Annotated in this window: 21 protein-coding genes; 7 read left to right on the forward strand and 14 right to left on the reverse strand. The window is 42.1% G+C overall.

What is annotated here, in order from left to right; translation table 11 throughout:
• Positions 1-16: 16 nt before the first annotated feature.
• Positions 17-1,576 carry an acyl-CoA carboxylase subunit beta gene (locus WAE64_RS19045; RefSeq protein WP_340239229.1) on the reverse strand — a complete coding sequence of 520 codons (1,560 nt, stop codon included), beginning with the start codon at positions 1,574-1,576 and terminating at the stop codon, positions 17-19.
• 314 nt (positions 1,577-1,890) lie between these two features.
• Positions 1,891-3,249 (reverse strand): amidohydrolase family protein, encoded by a 1,359-nt coding sequence (locus WAE64_RS19050; RefSeq protein ID WP_340239230.1) that lies wholly within the window; start codon positions 3,247-3,249, stop codon positions 1,891-1,893.
• 283 nt (positions 3,250-3,532) lie between these two features.
• On the opposite strand from WAE64_RS19050, the gene WAE64_RS19055 reads away from it, so the two are divergent.
• The gene (locus WAE64_RS19055; RefSeq protein ID WP_340239231.1) at positions 3,533-4,600 is read left to right on the forward strand and encodes a hypothetical protein; all 1,068 of its coding nucleotides are present in this window, start codon (positions 3,533-3,535) and stop codon (positions 4,598-4,600) included.
• Here the strand turns inward: WAE64_RS19055 and WAE64_RS19060 are convergent, their stop codons facing one another.
• Genes WAE64_RS19060 through WAE64_RS19070 form a run of 3 tightly spaced genes read right to left on the reverse strand, consistent with a single transcriptional unit; the run spans position 4,601 to position 9,793 of the window.
• Positions 4,601-6,064, reverse strand: a complete 1,464-nt coding sequence (locus WAE64_RS19060) for an NADH-quinone oxidoreductase subunit N (RefSeq protein WP_340239233.1) — start codon at positions 6,062-6,064, stop codon at positions 4,601-4,603.
• A gap of 58 nt (positions 6,065-6,122) precedes the next feature.
• On the reverse strand, positions 6,123-7,700 hold the full coding sequence (locus WAE64_RS19065) for a complex I subunit 4 family protein (RefSeq protein ID WP_340239234.1): 1,578 nt from the start codon (positions 7,698-7,700) through the stop codon (positions 6,123-6,125).
• Positions 7,701-7,732: 32 nt separating this feature from the next.
• Positions 7,733-9,793: an NADH-quinone oxidoreductase subunit 5 family protein gene (locus tag WAE64_RS19070; RefSeq protein ID WP_340239235.1), complete on the reverse strand. Its 2,061-nt coding sequence runs from the start codon at positions 9,791-9,793 to the stop codon at positions 7,733-7,735.
• Positions 9,794-9,936: 143 nt separating this feature from the next.
• On the opposite strand from WAE64_RS19070, the gene WAE64_RS19075 reads away from it, so the two are divergent.
• Both WAE64_RS19075 and WAE64_RS19080 read left to right on the forward strand, forming a co-directional pair.
• On the forward strand, positions 9,937-10,425 hold the full coding sequence (locus tag WAE64_RS19075; protein ID WP_340239236.1) for a cytochrome c: 489 nt from the start codon (positions 9,937-9,939) through the stop codon (positions 10,423-10,425).
• A 381-nt stretch (positions 10,426-10,806) separates the two neighbouring features.
• A complete protein-coding gene (locus tag WAE64_RS19080) occupies positions 10,807-11,181 on the forward strand; it encodes a VOC family protein (RefSeq protein WP_340239237.1) in 375 nt (124 codons plus the stop codon).
• Here WAE64_RS19080 and WAE64_RS19085 read toward each other — a convergent pair.
• Positions 11,166-11,834: a lysoplasmalogenase family protein gene (locus WAE64_RS19085; RefSeq protein ID WP_340239238.1), complete on the reverse strand. Its 669-nt coding sequence runs from the start codon at positions 11,832-11,834 to the stop codon at positions 11,166-11,168. The two genes, WAE64_RS19080 and WAE64_RS19085, sit on opposite strands and share 16 nt — an antisense overlap.
• Positions 11,835-12,024: 190 nt before the next feature.
• Here WAE64_RS19085 and WAE64_RS19090 point away from each other — a divergent pair, with 190 nt between their 5' ends.
• Entirely contained in the window at positions 12,025-12,435 is a 411-nt protein-coding gene (locus WAE64_RS19090) for an OsmC family protein (RefSeq protein ID WP_340239239.1), read from the forward strand.
• A 219-nt stretch (positions 12,436-12,654) separates the two neighbouring features.
• On the opposite strand, the gene WAE64_RS19095 is transcribed toward WAE64_RS19090, so the two are convergent.
• From WAE64_RS19095 to WAE64_RS19125, 7 genes are all read right to left on the reverse strand, one after another.
• Positions 12,655-15,516 (reverse strand): PVC-type heme-binding CxxCH protein, encoded by a 2,862-nt coding sequence (locus WAE64_RS19095; protein WP_340239240.1) that lies wholly within the window; start codon positions 15,514-15,516, stop codon positions 12,655-12,657.
• A gap of 48 nt (positions 15,517-15,564) precedes the next feature.
• On the reverse strand, positions 15,565-16,821 hold the full coding sequence (locus WAE64_RS19100; protein ID WP_340239241.1) for a glycosyltransferase family 4 protein: 1,257 nt from the start codon (positions 16,819-16,821) through the stop codon (positions 15,565-15,567).
• Entirely contained in the window at positions 16,814-17,992 is a 1,179-nt protein-coding gene (locus tag WAE64_RS19105; protein ID WP_340239243.1) for a glycosyltransferase family 9 protein, read from the reverse strand. The genes WAE64_RS19100 and WAE64_RS19105 overlap by 8 nt, the downstream gene beginning before the upstream one ends.
• A gap of 3 nt (positions 17,993-17,995) precedes the next feature.
• On the reverse strand, positions 17,996-18,820 hold the full coding sequence (locus tag WAE64_RS19110) for a DUF5672 family protein (protein WP_340239244.1): 825 nt from the start codon (positions 18,818-18,820) through the stop codon (positions 17,996-17,998).
• Positions 18,821-18,855: 35 nt separating this feature from the next.
• Positions 18,856-19,617 (reverse strand): SDR family NAD(P)-dependent oxidoreductase, encoded by a 762-nt coding sequence (locus WAE64_RS19115; RefSeq protein WP_340239245.1) that lies wholly within the window; start codon positions 19,615-19,617, stop codon positions 18,856-18,858.
• Between the two features lie 32 nt (positions 19,618-19,649).
• Positions 19,650-20,390, reverse strand: coding sequence for an SDR family NAD(P)-dependent oxidoreductase (locus WAE64_RS19120; RefSeq protein ID WP_340239246.1), 741 nt, complete (start codon positions 20,388-20,390; stop codon positions 19,650-19,652).
• A gap of 163 nt (positions 20,391-20,553) precedes the next feature.
• Entirely contained in the window at positions 20,554-21,321 is a 768-nt protein-coding gene (locus WAE64_RS19125; protein WP_340239247.1) for a class I SAM-dependent methyltransferase, read from the reverse strand.
• Between the two features lie 277 nt (positions 21,322-21,598).
• Between WAE64_RS19125 and WAE64_RS19130 the strand changes: the two genes are divergently transcribed.
• Together WAE64_RS19130 and WAE64_RS19135 are read left to right on the forward strand one after the other, a co-directional pair.
• Positions 21,599-21,955 (forward strand): hypothetical protein, encoded by a 357-nt coding sequence (locus WAE64_RS19130; protein ID WP_340239248.1) that lies wholly within the window; start codon positions 21,599-21,601, stop codon positions 21,953-21,955.
• Positions 21,956-22,128: 173 nt separating this feature from the next.
• Positions 22,129-22,980: a universal stress protein gene (locus tag WAE64_RS19135; RefSeq protein WP_340239249.1), complete on the forward strand. Its 852-nt coding sequence runs from the start codon at positions 22,129-22,131 to the stop codon at positions 22,978-22,980.
• Positions 22,981-23,258: 278 nt separating this feature from the next.
• Here WAE64_RS19135 and WAE64_RS19140 read toward each other — a convergent pair whose 3' ends face one another.
• A complete protein-coding gene (locus WAE64_RS19140; RefSeq protein ID WP_340239250.1) occupies positions 23,259-23,402 on the reverse strand; it encodes a hypothetical protein in 144 nt (47 codons plus the stop codon).
• Between the two features lie 233 nt (positions 23,403-23,635).
• Here WAE64_RS19140 and hisS point away from each other — a divergent pair, with 233 nt between their 5' ends.
• Positions 23,636-24,997, forward strand: a complete 1,362-nt coding sequence (gene hisS / locus WAE64_RS19145; RefSeq protein ID WP_340239251.1) for a histidine--tRNA ligase — start codon at positions 23,636-23,638, stop codon at positions 24,995-24,997.
• The last annotated feature ends 3 nt before the right edge of the window (positions 24,998-25,000 follow it).

A 25,000-nucleotide genomic window follows, 5' to 3' on the forward strand; every position in this document is an offset into this window, starting at 1 on the left:
CACAGTATGTTTATCCTTAAAGCGGAATATTGCCATGTTTTTTACGTGGCAAAGTAGCTACTTTATTTTCGAGCATTTTAAAGGCTTTTATCAGCTTTTCTCTGGTATCTTCCGGTTTAATCACCTCATCTATATAGCCACGGTGAGCGGCTTTGTAAGGATTGGCAAACTTTTCGGTATATTGACTGATTTTATTCTGTAATTCGGCGGCTGGGTCAGGTGCTTCGCTTATCTCTTTACGGAAAATGATTTCGGCCGCTCCGGCTGCACCCATTACGGCAATTTCGGCCGATGTCCATGCATAGTTCATGTCGGCACCTATATGTTTTGAGTTCATTACACAATAAGCACCGCCATAGGCTTTACGGGTAATAACCGTAATGCGTGGCACTGTTGCTTCGCTGAAAGCATAAAGCAATTTGGCTCCATGCATAATTATACCGTTCCATTCCTGGTCGGTGCCGGGTAAAAAGCCGGGTACGTCTTCTAAAACCAGCAATGGAATATTGAAACAATCGCAGAAACGAACGAATCTTGCGCCTTTTATACTGGCATCAATATCTAGCACCCCAGCCATTACCGATGGCTGATTGCCCACAATACCAATGCTGCGGCCGCCGATATGGGCAAAGCCTACTACAATGTTTTCGGCAAAGTTTTTATGCACTTCAAAGAAACTATCCGTATCAACAAGCTCGTCAATTAGTTCTCTGACATCATAGGGTTGATTCGGGTTTTCTGGTATTAAGTCGTTGAGTTTAACACGTTTCTCGTTCCCATCAGCCTCATAAGGTGCAAAAGGCGGTTGGTCTTCGCAATTGGAAGGGATATAGCTGAATAACTTTTTAATATCGTTGATGCATTGTACCTCGTTAGCCGCCACAAAATGCGTTACGCCCGACTTGGTGGCATGCGTCATGGCTCCGCCGAGTTCTTCTGAGGTTACGTCTTCATGTGTTACGGTTTTCACTACATTTGGCCCCGTTACAAACATATAAGAGGTGTTTTCGACCATAAAAATATAGTCGGTCAGGGCAGGGGAGTAAACGGCTCCGCCCGCACAAGGCCCCATAATGGCTGATATTTGCGGAATAACGCCCGAAGCCAATGTATTACGGTAGAAAATATCGGCGTATCCGGCCAATGAATTTACGCCCTCTTGAATACGTGCACCGCCTGAATCATTAAGCCCAATAAGCGGAGCACCGTTTTTCATGGCCATATCCATTATTTTACAAATCTTTTCGGCGTAGGTTTCTGACAATGAGCCCCCAAATACCGTGAAGTCTTGCGCAAATACGTATACCAAGCGGCCTGCAATAGTGCCGTAGCCTGTTACTACGCCATCTCCTAAGTAATATTCTTTATCAAGCCCGAAATCTTTGCTGCGGTGCATTACAAACTTGCCGATTTCTTCAAATGTGTTTTCATCTAACAACAGTTCGATTCTTTCTCGTGCAGTGAGTTTTCCTTTTGCATGTTGGCTTTCTATTCTTTTTATTCCTCCGCCTTGCTCGGCTTCTGTATTTTTACGGTCAAGTATTTGTAGCTTTCCGAGATTTGAGTTTGATGACATATCGGGTTCAGAGTCTTTTGAGTTAAGCAAATCTAAGAAAAAATGTATTAATGTAAATATTTTTATTTCTGAGGTTTGCGATTGATGAAGGGAGCAATTATGTGATTGTTTTATATAAATAGTATAGTTTTCGTAGAGCCGTACGGTTCGCCGCGCGATTGCGATACGGCTCCAAGGGAATATCATATTTATAAATGAAAATATGGTTACGAAATCTTAAAATTTTGGCTAATTTGTCGAATTGTCAATGAAAAACGTATTCTACGACAAGAGCCGTATCGCAATACGGCTCTACGAAAACTGGTTTTACACAATCAATTCTTTACCAATTTCTTCAAAACACTATCAATTTCATTTTTGGCTAGCCAGCGGCCATCTAGCATTACGCCTTGTATGCTGCCAACGGCGTTGATGTCTTTCAGTGGATTGGCATCAAGCAATACTAAATCGGCTATGGCTCCGGTTTTTATTACACCCAAATTATCGTTTTTAAAAAACTTACCGATGTTTACTGTACCCGTTTGTAATGCCTGATAAGGTGTCAAGCCCGATTGTACCAGATAATTCAGTTCGTGTTTTAATGAGAAACCCGGTACGCTAAAAACCTGTGGCGCATCAGACCCCAGCAATAAACCTACACCCTGGCGTTGGCTCTCACGGATAATGGTGCGGCGCACATCAATAAATTTCAATACCGATTCTGGTTTATATTGTGGGCTTTGCATAGTGCTGTTTTTGGCTTTAGCCCAACTATCAAGTGTCTTTTTATCCATATATTTCATTTCCGGCCATGCAAGTATTTGTTCACTCGTACGGTTCGGCGACTGCCAATGCTCGGCCAATGTCTGGGTTGGTACAAGCCATACATTATTATCTTTAAGCGTTTTCAGTATTTTATCAAGGCGCGATACGTCGGCATTATGCCCTACAAACAAGCCAAACAAACCTGCTTCGGCTTCGGTAAGTGTGTCAATGCGTGGCATCATGGCTTCTACAATGCCATCCAGGTGGTCGATAGTGGCATAACCAGCTTCGGCCGAACGCCAAACACCTACACCAAAAGATACGTGCCCGGCAAATGGCATATTTTCTTCTTTGGCTGTTTTAACAATGGCCTCGAAGTTATTTTTGCTAATGCCCGGGTGCATCTTCATAAAATCGTATCCGGCTTTTTTCTGGCTTCTTACTTTTTCGCTGCCTTCTTCGGGTGTTTTGATGCTGGCACCGCTAAACGACGGCCCCGAGGTGTACAGACGTGGCCCTAGAACCTCACCCGATTTAATTTTACTGCGTAGCTCCAGATGCAGCGGGTGCCCTAGCATACCTCTGATGGTGGTAACCCCGTTGGCAGCAAAAAGCAGCAGCACATCTTTCATGGGCTGAATATCATCAATCGGGGGGACGTGGGCGTGCATTTCGGCAAGGCCGGGCATCAGGTATTTACCTTTGGCATCAATTACTATTGCGTTTTTATCGTACTTTGCTTTTGCGCCAATGGCTGTTATTACGCCATTTTTTACTACTACTGTTTGGTTGTCTAAAACGGTTTCAGAAGTCATCGGAATCACCGAAACATTGGTGAAAACTATTTCTTTCTGTCGGGAATCTATTGTTTGTTGTGCCTGGGCTACGAGCGAGCCTAATAGCAAGAGGATTAAAAGATGTTTTTTCATAGTTGATAGATGTTAGTTGGGCAAAAAACTGTTGTGTAATATTTTTTTTCCTTAAGGAATATTCATGCAATATAATCAAAAAATAATGGCTGCTTGCGTGTTTTGTACTTAAAAGACTGAGAAGAGTTCAATTTTTTTATATCAATTACCCTCATTATTACGTTAATGTTTAGAATAAAATAAACGTATTATTAAGCGGGGGATTTTTCAAGCTTTTATCGAAATTTGAAATTCCGAGGGTTTTGGCTTAATTTTCCCGTTCGAATCAATTTTATAGCGCTACATGAAATCTAACAGGTCTTACTTCCTCAAGTTCTTTGAGGTGTTTTTTATGCTACTGGTTATCATCGGTCTCACGCAGTATTTCGACTTCTTTACTAACTTACTAGGGCAGGTTGTTACCAATGCTAAACTTATCTGGATTGTTTGCGGAGTGCTTCTGGCTTTAAGCGCAGGGCTGGCTTTTATTTGGCATAAGTTTATAAAAAAAACAGACTTGCATCAGTGGTTTCAGCCCATTATTACCTACTATGTAGCGCATCAGATTACTATTTATGGCGCTGCCAAAATACTAAAAACGCAGTTTCAGGTACCTAATTATATCTGGGAAAGTCCGATAGGGGAGCTACACGGATTCTGGCTTACTTGGTCATATTTTGGTTACTCGCCTTCTTTTGCTTTCTTGTTGGGGGCTATTCAGGTAGGGGGGGCTATTCTGCTCATTTTCCGTAAAACACGCCTGCTGGCAACTTTTATTTTGTTGCCGATTATGATAAATATCGATTTTATCGATTATTTCTATCAAATATCGCCGATGGCTTTTTATAACTCGCTTCATTATACTTTTATCCTGATATTCATTATGTTTCTTGATGTCGATAAACTGGTAGATGCCTTTTTATCGTACAAAGAGTATTTCTATTTTAATAAAAAAACACTTATCTACACACTGGTAAGAATTGTGATAATAGGCGGTGGATTTTTACATATTTACCTGCTTAAGAAGAAATATGAGGCTAAATCGGCTCTGATTGGTGTCTGGAAAGTAGACCAACTTACCATGCGTAACCAAACAATTGTTCCGTCGGTAGCTACGGCCGACTCGGTGTGGTCGAAAGTATATTTTGAAGAACACTACGGTGTTTTGTTTAAATACAACCCGGATAAGTTTAATAAAAAGAAAGATTTGTTTGGGCAATATACGGTAGATGAGCCAAAACACATGGCACAAATCAAATTAGAGAATGCCGATATAATGAACCTACATTATCAGATACAAGATAGTACAATGGTGATGCGAGGCGTATATAAGAAAGACTCTTTGCTTATGCGGTTGAAGCGATTGAAGTAATCAAAGCGTCTCAATCATATTCATGATAATATCTGGTTTGATAAACAGATAGACCAATAGGCATACAAATATGAGCAGAAATGCTCTTTTCAATAAATCAAGATGATAGCGTTTGGCGCTTCCTTGTGGGTCTTTAAAAATCATAAAGAACGGGATACGCAGGTAGTAGAAAACCGAAATGGCGGTATTGAGCAAACTGATTATCAAGACAATAAGTAAAAGCTGATTGCCTGAGTACTGATAAGATTCCCAAAGGGCGGTAAATATGAGCAGCTTGCCTGTAAAGCCTACCGTTGGTGGGAAACCCACCAGCGCAATCATGATTGTTACGGCAGCCAAGCCCAAAAATATGTTTTCTTGCCCTAATCCTCGCAGGCTCGATAATTCGTAGCTTTCGGTTTTGAGTGCCAGTAAATCAACAAGCAAGAAGGCCGCCAGGGTAATAAACAGATAAGTAGCTACATAAAAAATGGCCGACTGCACCCCAAATTGGTTGAGTGCCAGAAGCCCCACAAGCATAAAGCCCGCATGCGCAATGGTTGAGTAGCCGAGCATCCGCTTGGTGTTGTTCTGCCACAAGGCCGATAGGTTGCCTATAAACAAAGAGCCTATAATGATAACTGCCAGCAAGAGTCTGAAATCGACACTTAAACCTCCGAGAAAACGAATCATTACTACAATAACACCTACTTTAGGCGCTATTGATAAAAATGCTACAATAGGCGTAGGCGTGGCTTCGTAAACATCGGGTGTCCAGCTATGAAATGGTGCTGCCGAGAGTTTAAACAATAAGCCACCGATTGTCATAAAAGCTGCTACATTTGCCACCCACGAAGGATTCTGACCCAGAAAAGTAGCAAACTCCTGCCCTGCAAAGTTCAGCGTGCCTGTCATGCCATAGAGCAACGAAATACCATAGAGCATCACGGCCGAGCTTGTAGCTCCTGTAAGCAGGTATTTGATACCAGCCTCGGCATTATTCTTTGTCTTATTGATGGCTACCAGTATATAAGAACAAATAGAAACCATCTCGAGCGCAATGTAGAGCATCAGCAGGTGGGTTGTCATGGTCATAACAAACAAACCTAAGATTAATGCCAGAAAAATAACATAGAACTCGCCCACTACTTTGTAGCCGATAATCCATAAGTGAAGAATTACCAGAATAGCCGAAGTGGTGATGATTAGTTTAAAGAATATGCTGAGTTTATCGAGATAAAGCAGGTTATTGAACAAAACCACCCCCGAATTGAAGTACTGGTCGAGAAAATTCAGAAACACATAAAATACAAAGCCGATGGTAATGAGTATGCTGATAGTAAACGTATTGTACAGATTGTGGCTTTGCTGATTTTTTTTTGTGAAAGCAACAATTGTAACAATAATTAAGAATATACCTGCAAAAACCAACTCGGGCAATAAAAGCCTTGTGCTGAATAAAATATGTGAGAGTTTTTCGAGCATTACCTGTATTATCTGCTAATGGTGGCTTGTTGGGCTGCCATCAGGAATCAATGTTCGTTTAAAATTTTTGTAAAAATACTTTTACGCTTGCGTCGCTGAGTTCGAAAAGCAGACCCGGGAAAACCCCGAATATGATAGCCAAAACAGCCAAACCATAAAGCATTATGATTTCTCGTAGGTCGAGGTCTTTCATGTGTTGCTCGTGGTTGCGGTTTACCCAGAATTTACCAAAGAACATTTTTTGCAATGTCCAGAGGAAATACCCTGCCGATAGCACCAAACCCAGCATAGCCAGCATAGGCACCCAGTCGGGTAAAATAGTTGATTGGAAACCACCCATCAGCGTGAAAAACTCACCTATAAAACCCGGTAGCGACGGTAAGCCTAAACCACCAAAGAAAGCAATTGTAACGGCTACTGTATAAAGCGGCATTTTTGATGCCAGACCTCTGAAATTATCAATCAAGCGGTTATGGGTTCGGTCGTAAATTACCCCAGCAATCAGGAAGAGCATGGCCGATAAAATACCGTGCCCAAACATCTGATAAATTGCACCATTAACACCCTCGGCCGTGATAGACGATAAGCCTAATAACACAAAGCCCATGTGCGAAACCGACGAATAGGCTATCATTTTCTTTAAGTCTTCTTGTGCCAAGGCATTGAAAGCCCCATAGATGATAGACAGCACGCCTGCGCCGGCTACAATATAAGTACACTCAAGGGCCATATCAGGGAAGAAGCCATAGGCGATTCGGATAAAACCGTAAGCACCTATTTTAAGCAATATACCTGCCAGTATTACCGATACAGGGGTTGGAGCTTCTACGTGGGCATCGGGTAGCCATGTGTGCAATGGCACAACAGGCAATTTAATACCAAAACCTATCAGCAATAAAATAAAGGCAAACATACGGGCCGAAATACCAAAAATCTGTTGGGTGCTATCGGGCGATAGTAATGAACCAGGAATATAATTTTTGAAGTCGGCCAGGAATCTGAAATCGAAAGTATGTACAACTGTGCCTAATTCTTGCGAAAAGAAAGTATCATTGACCGACATAGCTAGGCCAATCATCACAATCAGAATAAAAACAGAGCCGACAAACGTATAAATGAAAAACTTAATGGCTGAATATTCTCTGCGCTCGCCACCCCAGATACCTATCAGGAAGTACATAGGCAAGAGCATGAACTCAAAGAAGATAAAGAACAAGAAGAAATCGAGTGCAACAAAACAGCCTATTACTGTGCCCGAAAGCAACAGAAATAGCGAGTGATAGGCTTTTGGCCGATGCTCAATAGTAAACGAGGCAATAGACCCCACCAGAAACACAATGCCAGAAAGCAGCACCATAGCCATATTGATACCATCGACACCCAGAATGTAATCGATAGACAAAATGCCCAGATTGCCGAGCCCAAGCCTTATCCATTCGTATTGTTCTACAAACTGAAAGGAAGTCAGCTTGCGGTCGAAAGTATTATAGAGGGTAAAAATGTTTAAAATATTGATAACGCTTACTAGCAGAGAAATCCATTTGAACGAATCTTTGTAAGCATTTGGCAATAACAACACCAATGCTGCCGCAATAATCGGAAGGAAAATAAGTGTTGAAAGTAAAATATTATTCATGCCACGATTCTCAAAAAGAGCATTTGTTTAGGTTATACGATTAATAAGACTATGATTAAAACCAGACACACAAAAATAGTGATGATGTAGGTCTGGGCTTTGCCATTTTGTATTTGTCGGGTATAATGCCCGGCTCTATAAGTAAGGTTTGCTACAAAGTTTACAGTGCCATCAACAATGTTGCGCTCTATCCAACTCATAACAACCGAAATACCCAGAAACAGGCGCGCCATCAGGTTTACGAATCCATCAATTACTACACTATCGAATGTATGTAAAACAGGGCTTATCCATACCATTGGGTTTACAATTACGAGCTGGTATAGCTCGCTCAGGTAAAAATTATGAAACACCAGGCGGGCAATAAAGCCATCAGGCTGGGTTTTGTATTTATCTAATTGGTTGCTTTCTTCTTTTGTGTAAATATAACCCAGTAATACGCCATTGAGCGATACCAGAATGGCTACGTAGGCTATCCAATGGTAGTTTTTAGATTCATGCGGAAAAATATCAAAAAACCAACTGCTTTCGGCATAAAACGGGTTTACCGAGAAAATAAAACCAATTGAAGCAAAGGCCATCACGATAACCGATAGTTCCATAGGGCCAATTACTGATAGTGCTTCGTAAAAAGACTCTACCGTAAGTTTGTCGTCTTCGTTGTTATCATCTTCTACTTTTACAATGCCCTCAATGCGCTTGGCTACGTTTCTATAAAAACTCACCGCACCCGACGAAATAAGTCCGAGCGGATTGTCTTCTCGTTCCAGAAACACCAGATATACTTGGCGCATCATATAATAGGCACCCATGCCCGATACAACCAGACAAGCCGCCGGAACAATGAAGTAAAACTGCGAAGGCTGATTGGCCGCCCACTCGAAAGCAGCAACAATAATGGCATCTTTCGACAAGAAACCCGAAAATAGTGGAATACCCGCCAAAGCTGCCGCACAAATGGTATAGCAATAAAAAATAATTGGTATTTGCCTGCGCAGATTACCCATGTGGCGCATATCCTGTTGGTGGTGCGTGTAATGAATAACTGCTCCTGCCGAGAGAAACAAACCAGCCTTGAAAAATGCGTGTGTTACCAAATGGAAAAGGGCTGCATTTACTGCGCCTATGCCAAGGCTTATTACCATAAGCCCTAGCTGCGAAATGGTAGAATAGGCCAGTAGTTTTTTAATATCGTATTGGTTGAGTGCCGAACAAGCACCAAAGAAAGCCGTGAGTGTACCTACTACCGCCATAACCATAAGGGCATCGGGCGATAGAATAGGGTAGATGCGAGCCATCAGGAAAATACCTGCCGCCACCATTGTAGCTGCATGGATTAAGGCCGAAACAGGGGTTGGGCCTTCCATGGCATCAGGTAGCCATATTTGTAAAGGTAATTGTGCCGATTTGGCTATACAACCACAGAAAATGAGCAAGCCCATCGTGGTTAATACTGGTGTATTAAGCGCCGCTGCCGGAATCAACCTGGCTTTTTCGGTAATCGCCAGAATATCAAAAGTGCCGAAATAGCGGTAAACCAGAAAAATACCAATCAGAAAACCTATATCTCCAACCCGATTGACCAAAAAAGCTTTTTTGGCGGCATTGGTAGCCGATTGTTTTTCGTACCAGAAGCCTATCAGCAAATAAGAACACGTACCCACCAACTCCCAGAAAATGTAAATCATGAGCAGGTTGCCTGATACTACAATGCCTATCATTGCCAATACAAAAAGGTTGATGTAGGCATAATATCGCCCGAAACTCGGGTCGCCGGCCATGTATTTCAAAGAGAAAACCTGTACCCATAGTGCAATAAACTGCACCAGAAAATACATCAGAAAGGTAAGGTCGTTGAAAATAATATCGATTGAAATACGGGTATCGCCAATGTAGAACCAGTCGTAGTGAATTACTTCACCCATAATATCGCTGATACGAATACCCATCGAAAACAGCACACCTATAACATTGAGCGTTATTGATAGCATCCCTACAGATTGTTCGCTCAAAGAATTCCGTTTAAATAATAAAAACGAGAATCCCACTAAGTACAATAATAGGTTAATCAGTATAACTTGCTCGGCAGACATTCAGATAAAGGGGTATTTTTGCAAATATCTTACCTAATGAGTTATAAAGCAAAGATGCAGCACAAATTTGTCTTTAATTTTTATAAATCGGAAGCACTAATTGCCTTGAAAGCTTGTTGTTTAATTAACAAACCACTCATACAATGGACGTACAAAAAACGATAATCAGGGTTTTGGAACTCTTCCGAATGCTTGCCATTCTCTATGGCATTTCATTGGTAATTTTTGTAGCAAGTGCTTTTTATTATTTCAAGCAAGATAAACCACCTCAGCAAAATTCTACTGCAACTGTTGTTAATCCTTCTGAAACCAAAAGCGTTCAATTTTCTGAAACTGCCCTTAAAGGTAAAAGTTTATTTACCGAGAGCTGTGCGCAATGCCATACAACTACCGATGAGGTTGTAGTAGGGCCGGGGCTGAAAGGCATACAGGAGCGTAGGCAATTAAAATGGCTGAGAGACTGGATACGTAATTCGCCAAAAGTGATTGCAAGTGGCGATAAATATGCGGTTGAGTTATTTAATAAATACAACAAAACTGCGATGACTACTTTTACGAACTATACCGACGAGGACATTGATTCGATTCTGAAATATATTGCGGAAGCAAACGGAGAAGTAGCAGTGCCTTAAAGTGATTGGGAATTTTTAATTTATTAATAAGTCGACAAGTAAATTTGCCGGAGGAAAATACTATTTTTGGCTTGTGGATTTTTGGGGGATGGATTAGGGTAGAATTTTAGGTTTTCAGGAAAAATGGGTTTCTCGTAGAGACGACATGCTGGCGTCTCCGAGGGTCTATAAAAATCAGAAATCTATCTAGTAGGTTATGTTCCTCAAATAACATTTTGGGGATTTCATAGACCAATGAGACGCCAGCATGTCGTCTCTACGAAGCGGTATTTTATTTTAGAAATATTTATTAAAATCCTCGTTCACCGACAAAAAACACTAGGAAAAATAATCACCGCAGCGGCGGCCACTCATTCACTAAATCACAAATCACTCAATTTTATGAAATCTCCTCTTCTGGGTCTCAGAACAACAATTTACAAGGTAAGCGATATGGCACAGGCTAAAGCATGGTATAGCGATGCATTTGGCATTGAAGCCTATTTTGATGAGCCTTTTTATATAGGCTTTAATGTAGGCGGCTACGAACTAGGCTTGCAACCAGACGAAAAAAACGAGGGCAAAACCGATGGCGTAATTACCTACTGGGGTGTTGACGATGTGGCACAAACCATTAATCACCTCATAGAAAAAGGCGCTACAATATATGAAGAGCCAACCGAAGTAGGTGGCGGCATAATAGTAGGCGCAGTAAAAGACTTATGGGGCAATGTGGTAGGTGTTATCTACAACCCTCATTTTCAATTGGCCGGGTAAAAATTCTTAAAAGTTTTGATAACACCCATAAACGTAGCATATTGCGCAAAGCCATAAAATACCTTGTTGATTACGGCATCGTAAGGCACTTTTATCACAAACGAGAAATAGGCCTCGCACACAGTAACCAAGGTAAATGCCAGTGAGCCTGCTATAAACCATTGATAACTACTCTTGTTGGTTTTACGGAGTAATGCCGTAATATAAAGCAAAGACAGAAAAACCATATAGATGATTGATGAAAAAAAGAAGCCCGAAGGTAGCCTTGAAAATATAATAAGAAAAGGAGAAATAAGAAGCAGTAAATTAAGGCTCACTTTGGCTAGTTCTTTTGTGGTGCCCGTAAAAACGGTCTCTTTCCGAACGGTAGCTATGTAGAAAGAGAAACTAAGCATATAAAAAATGAGCGATATAGCCTTAGCGGTTTCGGTTCTGAACTCAAATGTAATATCTCCAACGGCAGCAAGTAGTAAGCCTAATGAGTAAGTATAATCTTTAAGTTTGTATTCGCCTCGGCGGCGCGCGTAATAAAAAGCGAGCAGACAAAGAGCCGGAAAGGCACTGGCAAAGCCAAGCCAATCTTTATGGAACGTGTATGCTATGGCATCTATTAAACAACAGAGCACATAGATTAATTTTAGTGTAGATGGCATTTGGGAATGGACATTACGTAATTTTTACAAAATTATCGCTTTTTTAAATAATTTTAAAATACAAAAGTTAAGTGATACTCTAATAATTTTTATTACAACATTAGTGCCACAAATTTGTTTACTTTTAAAGCTGATTAAGTAGGAAAAACTTCTACAAAATCTATTTTGAACATCTAAAAAATTCAACAAAATGAAAAGAAATGCAACAGCCGTTTGGCAAGGAACAGGCAAAGAAGGTAAAGGACACCTTAGCACGCAAAGTACAGTTTTGAATCAGACTCAATATTCGTTTAATTCTCGTTTTGAAGACGGTGTGGGTACAAACCCTGAAGAATTGGTGGCAGCAGCACACGCAGGCTGTTTTACTATGAAACTGAGCTTTAACCTGTCGGGTGCCGGATTTACGCCTGAAAACCTTGAAACCAAATGCGATATTACGTTTGAAAACGGCGAGATTACGCTTTCGCACCTGACCCTGACAGCCAAAGTGCCTGAGATTTCGAAAGAGAAATTTGATGAACTGGTAGCAGATGCAGAGAAAAACTGCCCAATCTCTAAATTGTTGAATACCAAAATAACTGTTGATGCTACTTTGGCGTAAATAGTGATGATAAAGAAGAGGCTGTCTTAAAAGTTTTCTATACCAAATAATATTTGGAAAAGACCCCACCCTAACCCTCCCCAACAATGGGGAGGGGACAAAAGAGCCCCTCTCCCCACAGTTGGGGAGAGGGACGGTCGGCCGCTGCCGTTGGGGTGTGGGGTTGAAGCTTTGCCAAATAATATTTTGTGTAGTTTTCTTTTGAGACAGCCTCTTGTTCTACTCCTCCAAAGGCAGTTTCAATAAATAACCTGCCAAATCAGATAAATCTTTTTCTTTTAAACCCATTGATGAGGGCTCGGGCATGAGGCTGTTGGTGAGTTGTTTGCGGCTGGCAATATTGGCTTTTTTGATGCTCGTCAACTGGCCTGCTACGTCTTTCAGCATGAGGGTTTCGCCATCGCCTACCAGAAAACCGTAATAAGTGTTTTTGTCTTTGGTGCTTATAATCCAGGGCTCGTAGCCAAAGGCCATGCTTGCTGATGGATTTACGATGGCATCAATCAAGCCCGCTTTATCAAACTTCTTGCTTATCAGCGTAAGTTCGGGGCCTATTTCTGCCCCTTCTTTGTCGAACTTATGGCAGGTAGCGCAGTTTTTTCTGAAAACTTCATAGCCATTCTTCAAGTCAGAGGGCATATCAAGGGCAAGGCTCACAGATAATTCTTTTCCACTTGGGCGTAAAAAATAATCGCTCGCCATCATGCGTATAGATTTATCAGGATTATTGAAAATATGCTGTGCAACTACCCCTTTTACTTCTTTAGGTATGCGTGATTCGCCCGCAAGGCTCAACAACATTTTACCACCTATGGCATCTTTTGCCAATTTTTCGGCCGCTTTTTCTCTGGTAGCCTTTGGCTGGTTTTTATCGAGCATTTGTTTTTCGAGTGCCAGCATTTGCTTTTGCTGCGCCGAAAGTTGCGTATTAACGGCTTTCTCCCAATCCATCAAACTAGCCCATTCGTTGGTTTTTCTGAAATTTACCCACCAGAAAGCCTGCTCCGATACGTCTTTTAAAGGGCTTTTGCTCAGGGCAAGCATGGCCGTTACAGCTTGTTTGTCTTTAATAAAAGCCAGTGCAGTAATGGCTTGTTTCCGTTGCGCTTCTGTCAGGCTTTGGGCTGATGCTCTTACTTTTAAATCGTTCACGGCCTCAACAGGGTGCAAGCGCCATACAAGCGTGGCTGTGGCGTTATTCCAAGAAGTAGGGTCTTTAGCTAGCGTAGGTCTGATTGCCTGATAATAGGCACTTTCTTTACCATCTAATGCCTGCCCGATGGCTTCGGTTTCGAAGCGGTCGGTGCCATCGTGGGCTTTTACCAGATTATCAATAATGCTTTTGATGTTTGCCAACGGCAGGTCTCTTAAAGCAATGGCTACTTCACGGCGCACGGCGGTGGCTTTATCAGTCGATAATTTTTCGGCTATGGGCAGTATATCGGTCTTTACCTGCCGCAAGGCTCTGAAAGCCGTTGTTTTCAGGGCCGCATTGTCGGTATCGAGTACTTTTTCTACTGTTTTTATGCCTTCATCTCCCATTTTTGAGAGCAACCATACGGCTCTTGCCTGTACATAAGGGTTGGCATCGCTCAATAGTTTTTGTACTTCGGCTATCTTATTGCTTTTGCGTAGGGCTTCAAAACCTAGGTTACGCACATTAATTGCCGGATTCTTCAAGGCAGCAATCTGCCCTTGTGTGGTGCTTAAATCGATTGTAGGAGGGGTGAGCTTTTTGCCTTTAGGTGTAATTCTGAAAATACGGCCATGTGCTTTTTTGTCGTGCATGGCATGGCCGCCTACTACGGGGTCGTACCAGTCGGCTATGTAAATAGAGCCATCGGTGCCAACGGTAACATCGCTTGGGCGAAACCACTTACGGGTGTCTTGGCTGGTATCGTGCCAAATATAATGGTCGTCGGTTTTTGGAAACGAACTAATTAGGTTGTGGCGTTGCATTTTAAACCCTGCTCCATCAATAGTAGGTTGATACGAGAAAATCACGTTTCGGCCTGCTTCACAACTTAACAAAGTACCACGGTATTTTTCGCCAAGGGCATCGCCTTCATAAAAAGCAATACCTGTTGGAGAACCCGCCCCTGAATTATCGATGGCTGGTTGCACTCCGGGGTCGTCCTGGTGCCAGTGTGCTGTAAACATCTCTTGCCCCGGGCGGCGGTCGGCCTGCCAGAAACGTGTGCCGTCTGCACTAAAATAGCCAGCGTTGCCACCTTCCATGAGGTAGCTCACACGGCAGGTTATCACTTGGTCGTCGTTATCGTTCTGCCACATATTGCCATAAGAATCAAGGCATACTTCGTAACTGTTTCTGAAATTATGCCCCATTACTTTCAGGTTTTTGGCGTCGGTATCCATGCGTAATGCCAAGCCACCAACCCATACACGGCCATCGTCTGATTTCTGATTTCCTTGGTTCGATTTGTTGTAAGGTGTGCCGCCGTGGTAGCTGCTGCCCGAGCGGAGCGTCCAGCCGCCTTTGTCAGTTACTATATGCGGGCCGGCATTGCCTGTATTAAAATGCCAGTTGCCATCAGGCCCTGCAGTAACCGAGTGCAGCGAGTGGTCGTGGTCGAGCCCTCCGAATCCGGTCAGGAGTATTTCTTTTTTATCGGGCACGTCGTCGCCGTTTTCGTCGGTGTACACAATCAGGTTTGGGGCGGCCGATACAATTACCTTTTTGCCAATTACGGCAATGCCCAATGGTGCTATCAGGTCTTTATCCTGTGCAAAAACCTTCGACTTATCAGCTTTGCCGTCGCCGTCGGTATCTTCCAGTATTACCACACGGTCGCCTTTCTGCTCGTTATTGATACGTTCGCCGGGCTTGGTGTTGAAATTGCGGTAGTCTACGGCCTCGGTAATCCAGATGCGCCCCTTTGCATCAACATCCATATTGGTAGGGTTGTGTAGCATTGGTGTTTCGGCCCAGAGAGTAGCCTCGAGGTCGTCGGGTACGTAGAGTTTATTTTTATCGTCGTTGTAGCCTGGCGCAAAAGCCGTAGCTAATACCAAAGCTGTGCTAAGCCACAAGATAGCAGACGCTTTCTTTGCGAAGAGCATAAGGGTAAAATTAGATTGAATAAATGCTTGTCTATACAAGTATCGAATTTAGGAAATTTGCTGATAAATTTTGATATGTGTATCAGTAAATTTTTTCCATGAGAATTTCTGTGCTTGTTGCAGGGCCTTTTTGCTTAATTGCAGGCGCAGCGTAGTACTTATATAGAGCTGATGCATGGCATCGGCAATGGCGTTTTCGTCGGTGGGTTCAACGAGTAGGCCGGCATCTCCAAGCACTTCGGGAAGTGCGCTTTTGTTTGATGTTATTACGGGTGTGCCACATTGCATGGCTTCGAGCGGAGGTAAGCCAAAACCCTCATACAGAGACGGGTACACAAAGGCCATTGAGCCTGAATACAGGGCGGCAAGGTCTTGGTCGGCCACAAAGCCTGTGATGATTATCCGCTCTTTCAGGATTGGATTGGCTTTTATTTCTTCAAAAATAGTTTCAAAGTCCCAGCCTTTGGTGCCTACCAGCACAAGGTTGAGGTCGTCTATTTTTTCTTGCTGAATCAGTTTCAGAAAACTTCTGATGGTGCGCTCAATGTTTTTGCGGGGCTCAAGCGTGGCGATCGATAAAAGGTACTTTTTATGGGTATCAATGTTGTATTTTTTTAATGTAGATTCTATCGTTTCATCGTCTTTTACCTGATAAAATTTATCTTCTGAGGCGGCCGGATGCACCACAAAAACGCTGTCAGGCGAAATGCCTGTTGCTTCGCATAAATCGTTTTTGGTGGCTTCTGAAACGCATATAGGGTAAGTGTGTTCGTCAATACTATCAAGGATTTTCTTCATTATCATTACATTCCACTCGCCGAAATACGATGGAAACAAATGCGGTATCAAATCATGTATCGTAATTACTTTCTTGGGTTTTGAAGCACCTGTCAGCACATCAGGAATGGGCAAAAAGGGCGAATGATAAATATCATAAGCACTTAAAGCCGCCAAATCAAAATCATAAGCGGGTTTCAAATAGCCTCTCAGGCGGGTAAATAGTTCTCTGACTAGCTTCTGCGGAAAAGACTTATAGGCAAAGCTCGAAACAATGTTGTTTTCAAACCTTGCAAGTTTTAAATCCTGTGCTTTATTGACAATCGGTAATTTTTGCTTCGAATAAAAGTTTTGCAGATAGGCAATAGTTTCAGGCAGGTGTTGGGTACTTGCCAGCGCCAGTTGCGTAGAGCTGTTGGCCACCAAACCTTCGAAAAGGTTTTCGGCAACCCGATAAACCCCTGTTCGGGCTTGTTGATTAAAATAACCCAGACCTAAAACAGCACTATCTAAAATAACTTTACTCATGTATAATTACCTGATTTATTTTGTCTACTATTAATTTTTTTACTTCGGTGGTTTCTACTTCTTCCTGGTATATAATGGTTACGTTTTCACGGTCGAAAGGCAAGCCTACACTTGGCTGGTGATTATGTATAAGATAAACAGGGTGGTTTGCCAATGGAAAAAACGGGTAACCCGTGCCTTTGAAAACAGCAATGGTTTTACAGAAAATACAACAAAGATGCTCGGGGAAGGAGTCGAGCGTGAGCGCATAAGTGGCTGTTTGCGACAAAAGCGCTATTTCGTGAATATTGATTTTGTTCGAAGTATCAATCAGGCGGTTCAGGCCGGGAATATTTACCAGATTATAAATTTGGGTACAAAGGCTTGTTTGTCCGCAAAGTAAAATCGTGAAGTCGGTTTGCCCCAATAACTCACCAAGAATAGAAGCCCAGAAATGAGGCGAAAGCTGTTTATGCTCACCACCGGATTCGGGAAATACCATCAGGTAATGGGTCTTTGGTATGCTTACCTTCTGCTGAATTTTCGCAATTGTGGTATCGGGTGCAATCGGGAAATAAGGTTCTATATCGGCTAGTGTTCCTGTAACGCCTATCTCACGCAGGAGCATCAGATACATATCAAAATGATGAAACTCACCTTGTGGCACGTCAAATTCTACATCGAGCAAGCCACCGAGACCCCTGCGGGCAAAACCAAAGGCTTTGCCTACCTTAATAAAAGGCAGCACAAAGTGCGCAACGGCATCGCTGTAACGAATATCAATGTAATAATCGTACGATTCTTGTTTTAGCAATGGCAATGCGGCTAAAAAACTCCTGTAATGCTCTTTGATTTTAGCCGAACGAGAAATTTTTTTCCGGTTGGTCTGGTAATGGTTGATAATGATGGTGCGGTCAACATAAGGGTTATGCTGATTCACGGCCTCACACCATTGCGGAGCCAGCAGGTCTATTTTTACATCAGGATACTTTTTTTTAATCAACGGAAACATATAAGTAACCGTAAGGGCGTCGCCCAGATGCCCCAAAGAAGCAATTAATATGCGCTTAGGGGCAGCAGTATCAAAATTTCGGGTACGTTTCTTAAAAAAAAGCTTCGCATAAATATCCACAAAGAAATCCATGAACTTAAATGGAATGGTTTCTCGTGGAGTTCCACAATATTTCCTCATAGCTTATAATTTATAGCCAAACGTGCGAATGTGTTTTTTCCAGAATTCGGTTTCGTAGATGTCCCAGGCATGGCAGCCAAACGGTAAACCATTGTTGAGGGTATAGGCTTTTTCGGGCATGTGCTCAACGGCAAAACGGAGGGCAGTACGCCACTCAGGAATGCGTAATTTTGGAAAATAACGATTCAACTCAATGCACCAGAACATATCTTCGTTGTAGGCAGGGTGAGTTTTGGCTAGTTCTAAATATTGATTAATTTTCTCTTGGTTTTTCGGAATCAGACTCAGCAATTTACGGGTTTTTCGTAACGAGAAACCGCCATTGCCTACGCCACGCTTCATGATGATTTCTTTTGGGCCGTATTTGCCATAACGCTCTTCTTTTAGGTTGAACCAGATGGCTATTTTCTTTTTCAGATTCCAGACCCACTCTTTCCATTTGGCATCAAAATCTATCTCAATTCGCCAGGGCGCACCTATGTAGTCGTAACCCTGGCTACACCAGTAGGCTAGTTCGTCTTTAAACACAAAGGCATCGGTCTGATAAATGAGCATATACTCATAGGCCAGAAAACGTTCATAAAACGTTTCTGACAGCAACAGCTTGTTGTAGGTTAATGTGCTTTTAAAATAGGCATCATCAAAATCGGCTGTTTGCAGTTGAGGGTATTTTTCGAGCAGGTGGCTTACATTGAGCGAGGCCGGCTTTACTATTATCATTGGATAATGGCCCAGTACCCGCACACCTTGCTCAAGCGATATGGCTTCGTAAGGTTTAAGCTGTTGCTGATAAACCGGAATTATTATACAGACACTAGGGTTTTTCAAACTAAAAAAAGGTTAATCTCAAAAAGGGTTTATTCTTATATAATAGTTCCGCCATCAATCGAAAACAAGCCTCCGGTGGTATAGGCTGAGGCCGACGTAGCCAGATACAGTGCCATTGGGGCAATTTCTTCTACTGTACCCATGCGGGCAATTGGCAGGCGCTTGGTAAAATGCGCAAGGGTTTTGTCATTATCCCACAGTGCCTGGCTGAATTTGGTCTTGATAAGCCCCGGGCAAATGGCATTTACTCTGATGCCGTCTTGGCCCCATTCTTTGGCCAATACTTTAGTGAGCATATTTAACGAGGCCTTGCTTACGCTATAAATGCCCAGGCCTGGGTCTGGCGTATGCCCCGCAATACTACTGATATTGATTACGCTTCCGCCGCCACGTGCTTTCATGATTGGGTGTACCATTTTCGAAAGCTCAAAAGGGGCTTTTACGTTTACCTGCATGATTTTGTCGAAAGCACTTTCAGGGCAATCAAGTGATGGGCCGTAAACCGGATTGGTAGCAGCATTGTTTACCAGAATATCAATACCTCCATAAGTATCAACAGTTTTTTCGACCAAAAGTTTTAACTGAGCCATTTCACCTGCATGGGCTGCTATGCCTGTGCATTGGCCACCTGCTGCTTTTATGTCGTTGGCCAATTCGTCTAAGTCGGCTTGTTTGCGGCTGCTTATTACTACTTTAGCACCATACTGGGCAAATATACGGGCAATGGCCTCGCCGATGCCTTTGCTTGCGCCTGTAATAAGGGCTACTTTATCAGTTAAGTCAAAAACGTTGTTCATAGGTTTATATATTGAATAGGGTAGATAGATACTTACTGTAAAATCAGCCCGCCGTCCAGAATCACACTTTGGCCTGTAATAAACGATGCCTCGTCGGCTGCCAGATACAAAATTGCACTGGCAATTTCTTCGGGTTTACCAAAGCGTTTCATCGGCGTTGCATATTGCAATGCATCCAGATAAGCCGCATCGGTATCGGCACCTTCGAGCATAGGGGTTTGTGTAAAACCCGGGCACACAGCGTTGATTCTGATGCCATATTTGGCAAACTCAATGGCGGCTGTTTTGGTCATGCCTACTACGGCGTGCTTGCTGGCTGCATAGGCAATATGGCCTACCATGCCCAGATGCCCCGCCACCGAGGCAATATTTACGATATTGCCGCTACGCTGCTCTACAAAATAGGGCAGGGCGGTTTTCATACATTGCCAAAGACCTTTTACATTTATATCAATTATGGTATCGAAGGCATCTTCGGGATACTTGTCGGTGCGGATGCGTGGCCCTAAAACACCGGCAGAGTTTACCAGAATATCGAATTTGCCCCATAGGGCAAGGGTATATTTTATCATGCCTTCGATGTCATCGAGGCTTGTAACGTTGGCCTTGATAAATTCTATTATTCCTTTTGATTCAGCCAGTTCATCATCTATTACATCCGACAAATCGGCTACCATTACTTTGGCACCTTCGTTGGCAAATAAAATAGCAGCGGCCTTGCCTATACCCGAATTCCCGCCTGTGATGATAACAACTTTGTCTTTGAATTTCATAGTGGGTGATTGTCTTGAACTCTGATTTATCTGATTAAACTGATTATACTGATGAGATTTGAATCTTGATTATTAAGAATAGACTAACATCAGATTTTGAATTGTTCACAGAAAGATTGTTTCAGTGAAATCCAAAAATCAGTTTAATCAAAGTTCAAGACACCTACTTCTCACAAAAATAAATAATTTCTCCTGCCGGAAGGGCGAATCTTTCTACCAGTTCTTTAGGCATTTTGAGCACGAAATCGTCTTCGGTTACTTTAAAGCCTGCTTTCTCAAGCTCACGGCCATAGTCACGGCCAAATAGGCGCAGGTGGTCGTTTTGCCAGAAAATCTTTTCACGCTCACGTGGGTCAGTAATGGTAGGGTCTTCAAAAGTATGCGCTTTTGTCCAGTCTTGAGGCGATTGAATGATTCCCCAGCCGCCCGGTTTCAAAACCCGGTGTAGCTCCGACATCGCCTTGTGGTAGTCTTCTACGTGCTCCATTACGTGGTTACAGAAAACCACATCGAACGTATTGGCTTCGAACGGAATCTCGTGAATATCCATCTTTACCTTTGCCAACGGCGACTCGATATCGGCCGTTATGTAATCAAGGTTTTTCATGGCCTCAAAACGGTCGATAAAACAATATTCGGGTGCTACGTGTAATACTTTTAGCTGGTTTGCACTAAAGAAATTTGTTTTCTCACGCAGGTAAAGAGCCATCAGGCGGTGGCGTTCTAATGCAAGGCAATTAGGGCAAAGCGCGTTTTTGCGAGAGGCCAAACGGCCATAAGGCAAGAACTTATCAAGCTTAACATCACACACCGGACACTCAACAGTATTGCCTTTTAGAATAAAAGTATAAACTTTAAGGGGGATATGGCTAAATAGTTGCAGGTATTTTCGAGGAATAAAACGTAGTAAGAAACTAATAATTTTGCCCATGCTCTAAACTTATGAGTGTATATCGTTGTAATTTAAACCCAAAATTAATTATTTTTGTCTTTGCTTTTACACCAATATACCTAGAAATTGTTTGATTTAAAATCATTGAAATAAAAAAGCTGCTTTTGTCTCAATACTGCGCTTTAAAAATCCTCATTTAGCGATGCTAAACTCCGGTTTTTAAATCTTGTCTTGAAACAAAATCAGCGCAGCGGTGCACCGCTTTTTTTATTTTCAAGATTTAACTCAAACATTTTCCTAAAGATTCGATAAAAATATGGAAATAAAAAAACGGAAGCCTCCCGGAAAAAGGTTAATCAAAAATATGCCTCTGCGTGTAAAGTGGTTTTTGTCAGCCATGACCGGCATGATGCTGGTTGGCTATGGCCTGAGCGTGCTGAGTGAAGCAGGGCATTTGAAGCATACTAATGCGCCTTTTGTGAGATGGTTTTTGTTAGGTACTTATAGCCTGATTATGGTTAATTCGGGACTTGCGCTGTTTGGGCAGGCTGTGATTTTTAAAATGAGAATTGAAAATCGTAAGCTGATTAAAAATATTCTGAAAGACAGAGACAGAAAAAGTAAAAGAGGTGTGTTAACGATTACAAAAATAGAACATCCGAAGCCCGAGTGATGCCTGGGTGTTGCTACCGTTTAAGATGTTTTCTTGCTTTTGGTCGTCAAATTTCAGGATTTTGACTTTTTTTATGCCATTTTATTGGGTATTTATCACTAGGTTTGTGCCGGATTTGATTAGAAAACTCATTTGTAAGACCTACAAGTGAGTTTTTGTGAAGAACGATATAAATGGAATTACCTCTTACTAAATTACGTGCCTGCGAGTCGAGGAGAACACTTATTGCGATTGACCTGGGCGAATGCTCCGAAAAAATTATCTCCTACCATCTGCTTCTCACCAAAGAGATTTTAAGCGAATACACAATCTTTCATTGCCTTGATGGCACAATTACCGAAAACCAGGCGCACGAGCGTATCGGCCGGATATTGCAGCAAACAAGGGCGTATCTGAATGAAACGGTTGGTAGCACTTTTAAAATTCATGTGGCAAAGGGGAATCTTGTTGAAGAACTAAAGGCCCTGCATGCCCGTGAAAATTTCGGTACCATTATTATAGGCACTAACAATAAGCCCGGCGAAGGGAAGATGGGCCGCAATGCGCAGGCGATTCTGACAAACCTGCAGGTAAGTGTTATTGCAGTGCCACCAAGTATTGCGCTTTCGTTTCCGGCTAATGTGTGTATTCTGGTAGAAAAAATTCAGAAATCAAGTTTTGATTTCATGACTATTATTTACGACTTTGTGTCGCACTACGATATTTTCATGAATTTTGTACTGTTTGCCAAAGACAAACAAGAACTGGAAGATGAGAAAAGATTGATTGAAGAATACCAGGATTTCTTTGATTCAACAATTACTTTTAATTTTTTGGTTGAGCAAGAGCAAACGTATCTTAATTTTCTGGACTATGTAGGCAAGATTCATTGTGATGGCGCCATGATAGTCTGGAACGAAGGAACAACAGCAGAGCGGTCGGTTAAAGAAACAGGTTTTGTGCATTGTAGCACCAAACTACCTATTTTGTATATTAAACAAAGCATGGCCAGCCATAGGCAAATAGCATTTGTTGGAGAGGAGTGAACGATTTCACCGAATTTAGAGTATGTTTAAAAATTATGATTCGGCCTACGAAGTAATCTTTTTTAGCTACACTGCGTTGCATTTTTTTCGATGTAGCTGCTGGCTACATCTGCAAAATACGCCTTGTCTAGCAAAAAAATCTTTACTTCTCGGTCAGAATAACAAAATTTAAACATACTCTTATTCACGGTTAATCGTTAGTAAACAAACCATCATATAAAAAACAAGAGACACCCCAGGGTGTCTCTTATAATTTCTTAAGCAAAAACTATAATATATTATTTTGCGAATTCTGCTTTTAAAGCTTCAACATCAACACGTTGAACATCAACTTTTAACGACAAACGTTTGATTTCCGCTATTCTGTTTTTTGCTACCGCTTGGTTTCTTTTTGCCTTACGTTTTAACTGAGTTACTGCCATTTTTTTAGGTATTTTATTCTCTAAAACCCTAGCAAAAGGGCTGAGAGGTATTAAAAAGTTTATATTCTAAAATCGCCTTTAAAGACTTTGATTCAAAATCAGGGTGCAAAGTTAAGAAATTCAATCAATATTTAAAATTAACAATAAGTTTTTTACGCTAATTTTGTAGCAGAAAAATTTCTGAAAATCTTTAGGGCTTATTTTCCGAGCCCTTATATACCTTATAAAGACAAATGAGTAAACCCGGTTTAGTTAGAGGAACACGTGATTTTGGCCCATCGGTGATGGTGAAACGAAACTTTATTTTTGATACCATTAAGCATACTTTTCAAAAATTTGGTTTTCAGCCGCTGGAAACCCCAAGCCTTGAAACCCTGAATGTGCTGATGGGGAAATATGGCGACGAAGGCGACCAACTACTTTTTAAAGTACTAAACTCAGGCGATTACTCGAAAGACCTGGCTCAAAAAGACCTTGACGAAGGCTATAAAAAACTAACCCATAAAATTTCAGAAAAAGGGCTTCGTTATGATTTAACCGTGCCTTTTGCCAGATACGTTGTCATGAATCGCAACGAACTTGCCATGCCCTTTAAACGTTATCAGATACAACCCGTTTGGCGTGCCGACCGCCCGCAAAAGGGGCGTTACCGTGAGTTTTACCAATGCGATGCCGACGTAGTAGGTACAGATTCATTGATTTGTGAGGCTGAAATTGTGCTGATGCTACACGAGATTCTGCAAAACCTGGGTATTGTAGATTTTACGGTGAAGATAAACAACCGCAAAATATTATCGGGCATTGCCGAAACCATTGGCATGAAAGGCAGCGAAGTGCCATTAACAGTAGCTATTGATAAACTAGATAAAATAGGCAAAGAAAAAGTAGAAGACGAATTGCGTGAAAGAGGTTTTTCGGCCGAAGTAATTGAGCAGCTACAACCGATTTTCAACCTGCAAGGCGATACCGCCGAAGTAATAGCAGGCTTGAAAGCATGGTTGAAAGACTCAGAAACAGGTTTAAAAGGGGTTGAAGAAATAGAAAAAGTATGGAATCTGGTTGAGGGCTTTGGTTTACAGAATCCTAAAATTCAACTGGATATTACGCTGGCCCGTGGTTTGAGCTATTATACAGGTGCCATTTTTGAAGTAAAAGCCAATGGCGTGCAGATAGGCAGCATATCGGGCGGGGGGCGTTATGATAACCTTACCGGAACATTCGGCTTGCCGGGCTTATCTGGTGTTGGTATATCGCTGGGCGTTGACCGTGTGTATGATGTAATGGAAGAACTAGGCTTGTTTGGCGATAAACAGGGGGTTACAACTCAGGTATTGCTTACAAACTTTGATGCCGATGCCGAGGCTTACTCGTTGCCTGTACTTAAAAAACTGCGTGATGCGGGTATCAATGCCGAGATTTACCCTGACCACGCCAAATTAAGAAAACAATTTGAGTATGCCGACCGCAAAAAAATTCCGTATGTTTGCGTGGTTGGTTCAGAAGAAATGGCAACCGGAGCGCTTACGCTTAAAAATATGTTGTCGGGCGAGCAAACCAAACATACCATAGAAAGTATTATACAAAATTTGAAATAGCAA

Source organism: Emticicia soli (assembly GCF_037860775.1).
Taxonomy (GTDB): Bacteria; Bacteroidota; Bacteroidia; order Cytophagales; family Spirosomataceae; genus Emticicia; species Emticicia soli.

Bases quoted from the DNA above. Each gene is read 5' to 3' on its own strand.
- WAE64_RS19045 (WP_340239229.1), bottom strand. From the start codon at position 1,576: ATGTCATCAAACTCAAATCTCGGAAAGCTACAAATACTTGACCGTAAA.
- WAE64_RS19050 (WP_340239230.1), bottom strand. From the start codon at position 3,249: ATGAAAAAACATCTTTTAATCCTCTTGCTATTAGGCTCGCTCGTAGCC.
- WAE64_RS19055 (WP_340239231.1), top strand. From the start codon at position 3,533: ATGAAATCTAACAGGTCTTACTTCCTCAAGTTCTTTGAGGTGTTTTTT.
- WAE64_RS19060 (WP_340239233.1), bottom strand. From the start codon at position 6,064: ATGCTCGAAAAACTCTCACATATTTTATTCAGCACAAGGCTTTTATTG.
- WAE64_RS19065 (WP_340239234.1), bottom strand. From the start codon at position 7,700: ATGAATAATATTTTACTTTCAACACTTATTTTCCTTCCGATTATTGCG.
- WAE64_RS19070 (WP_340239235.1), bottom strand. From the start codon at position 9,793: ATGTCTGCCGAGCAAGTTATACTGATTAACCTATTATTGTACTTAGTG.
- WAE64_RS19075 (WP_340239236.1), top strand. From the start codon at position 9,937: ATGGACGTACAAAAAACGATAATCAGGGTTTTGGAACTCTTCCGAATG.
- WAE64_RS19080 (WP_340239237.1), top strand. From the start codon at position 10,807: ATGAAATCTCCTCTTCTGGGTCTCAGAACAACAATTTACAAGGTAAGC.
- WAE64_RS19085 (WP_340239238.1), bottom strand. From the start codon at position 11,834: ATGCCATCTACACTAAAATTAATCTATGTGCTCTGTTGTTTAATAGAT.
- WAE64_RS19090 (WP_340239239.1), top strand. From the start codon at position 12,025: ATGAAAAGAAATGCAACAGCCGTTTGGCAAGGAACAGGCAAAGAAGGT.
- WAE64_RS19095 (WP_340239240.1), bottom strand. From the start codon at position 15,516: ATGCTCTTCGCAAAGAAAGCGTCTGCTATCTTGTGGCTTAGCACAGCT.
- WAE64_RS19100 (WP_340239241.1), bottom strand. From the start codon at position 16,821: ATGAGTAAAGTTATTTTAGATAGTGCTGTTTTAGGTCTGGGTTATTTT.
- WAE64_RS19105 (WP_340239243.1), bottom strand. From the start codon at position 17,992: ATGAGGAAATATTGTGGAACTCCACGAGAAACCATTCCATTTAAGTTC.
- WAE64_RS19115 (WP_340239245.1), bottom strand. From the start codon at position 19,617: ATGAACAACGTTTTTGACTTAACTGATAAAGTAGCCCTTATTACAGGC.
- WAE64_RS19120 (WP_340239246.1), bottom strand. From the start codon at position 20,390: ATGAAATTCAAAGACAAAGTTGTTATCATCACAGGCGGGAATTCGGGT.
- WAE64_RS19125 (WP_340239247.1), bottom strand. From the start codon at position 21,321: ATGGGCAAAATTATTAGTTTCTTACTACGTTTTATTCCTCGAAAATAC.
- WAE64_RS19130 (WP_340239248.1), top strand. From the start codon at position 21,599: ATGGAAATAAAAAAACGGAAGCCTCCCGGAAAAAGGTTAATCAAAAAT.
- WAE64_RS19135 (WP_340239249.1), top strand. From the start codon at position 22,129: ATGGAATTACCTCTTACTAAATTACGTGCCTGCGAGTCGAGGAGAACA.
- WAE64_RS19140 (WP_340239250.1), bottom strand. From the start codon at position 23,402: ATGGCAGTAACTCAGTTAAAACGTAAGGCAAAAAGAAACCAAGCGGTA.
- hisS (WP_340239251.1), top strand. From the start codon at position 23,636: ATGAGTAAACCCGGTTTAGTTAGAGGAACACGTGATTTTGGCCCATCG.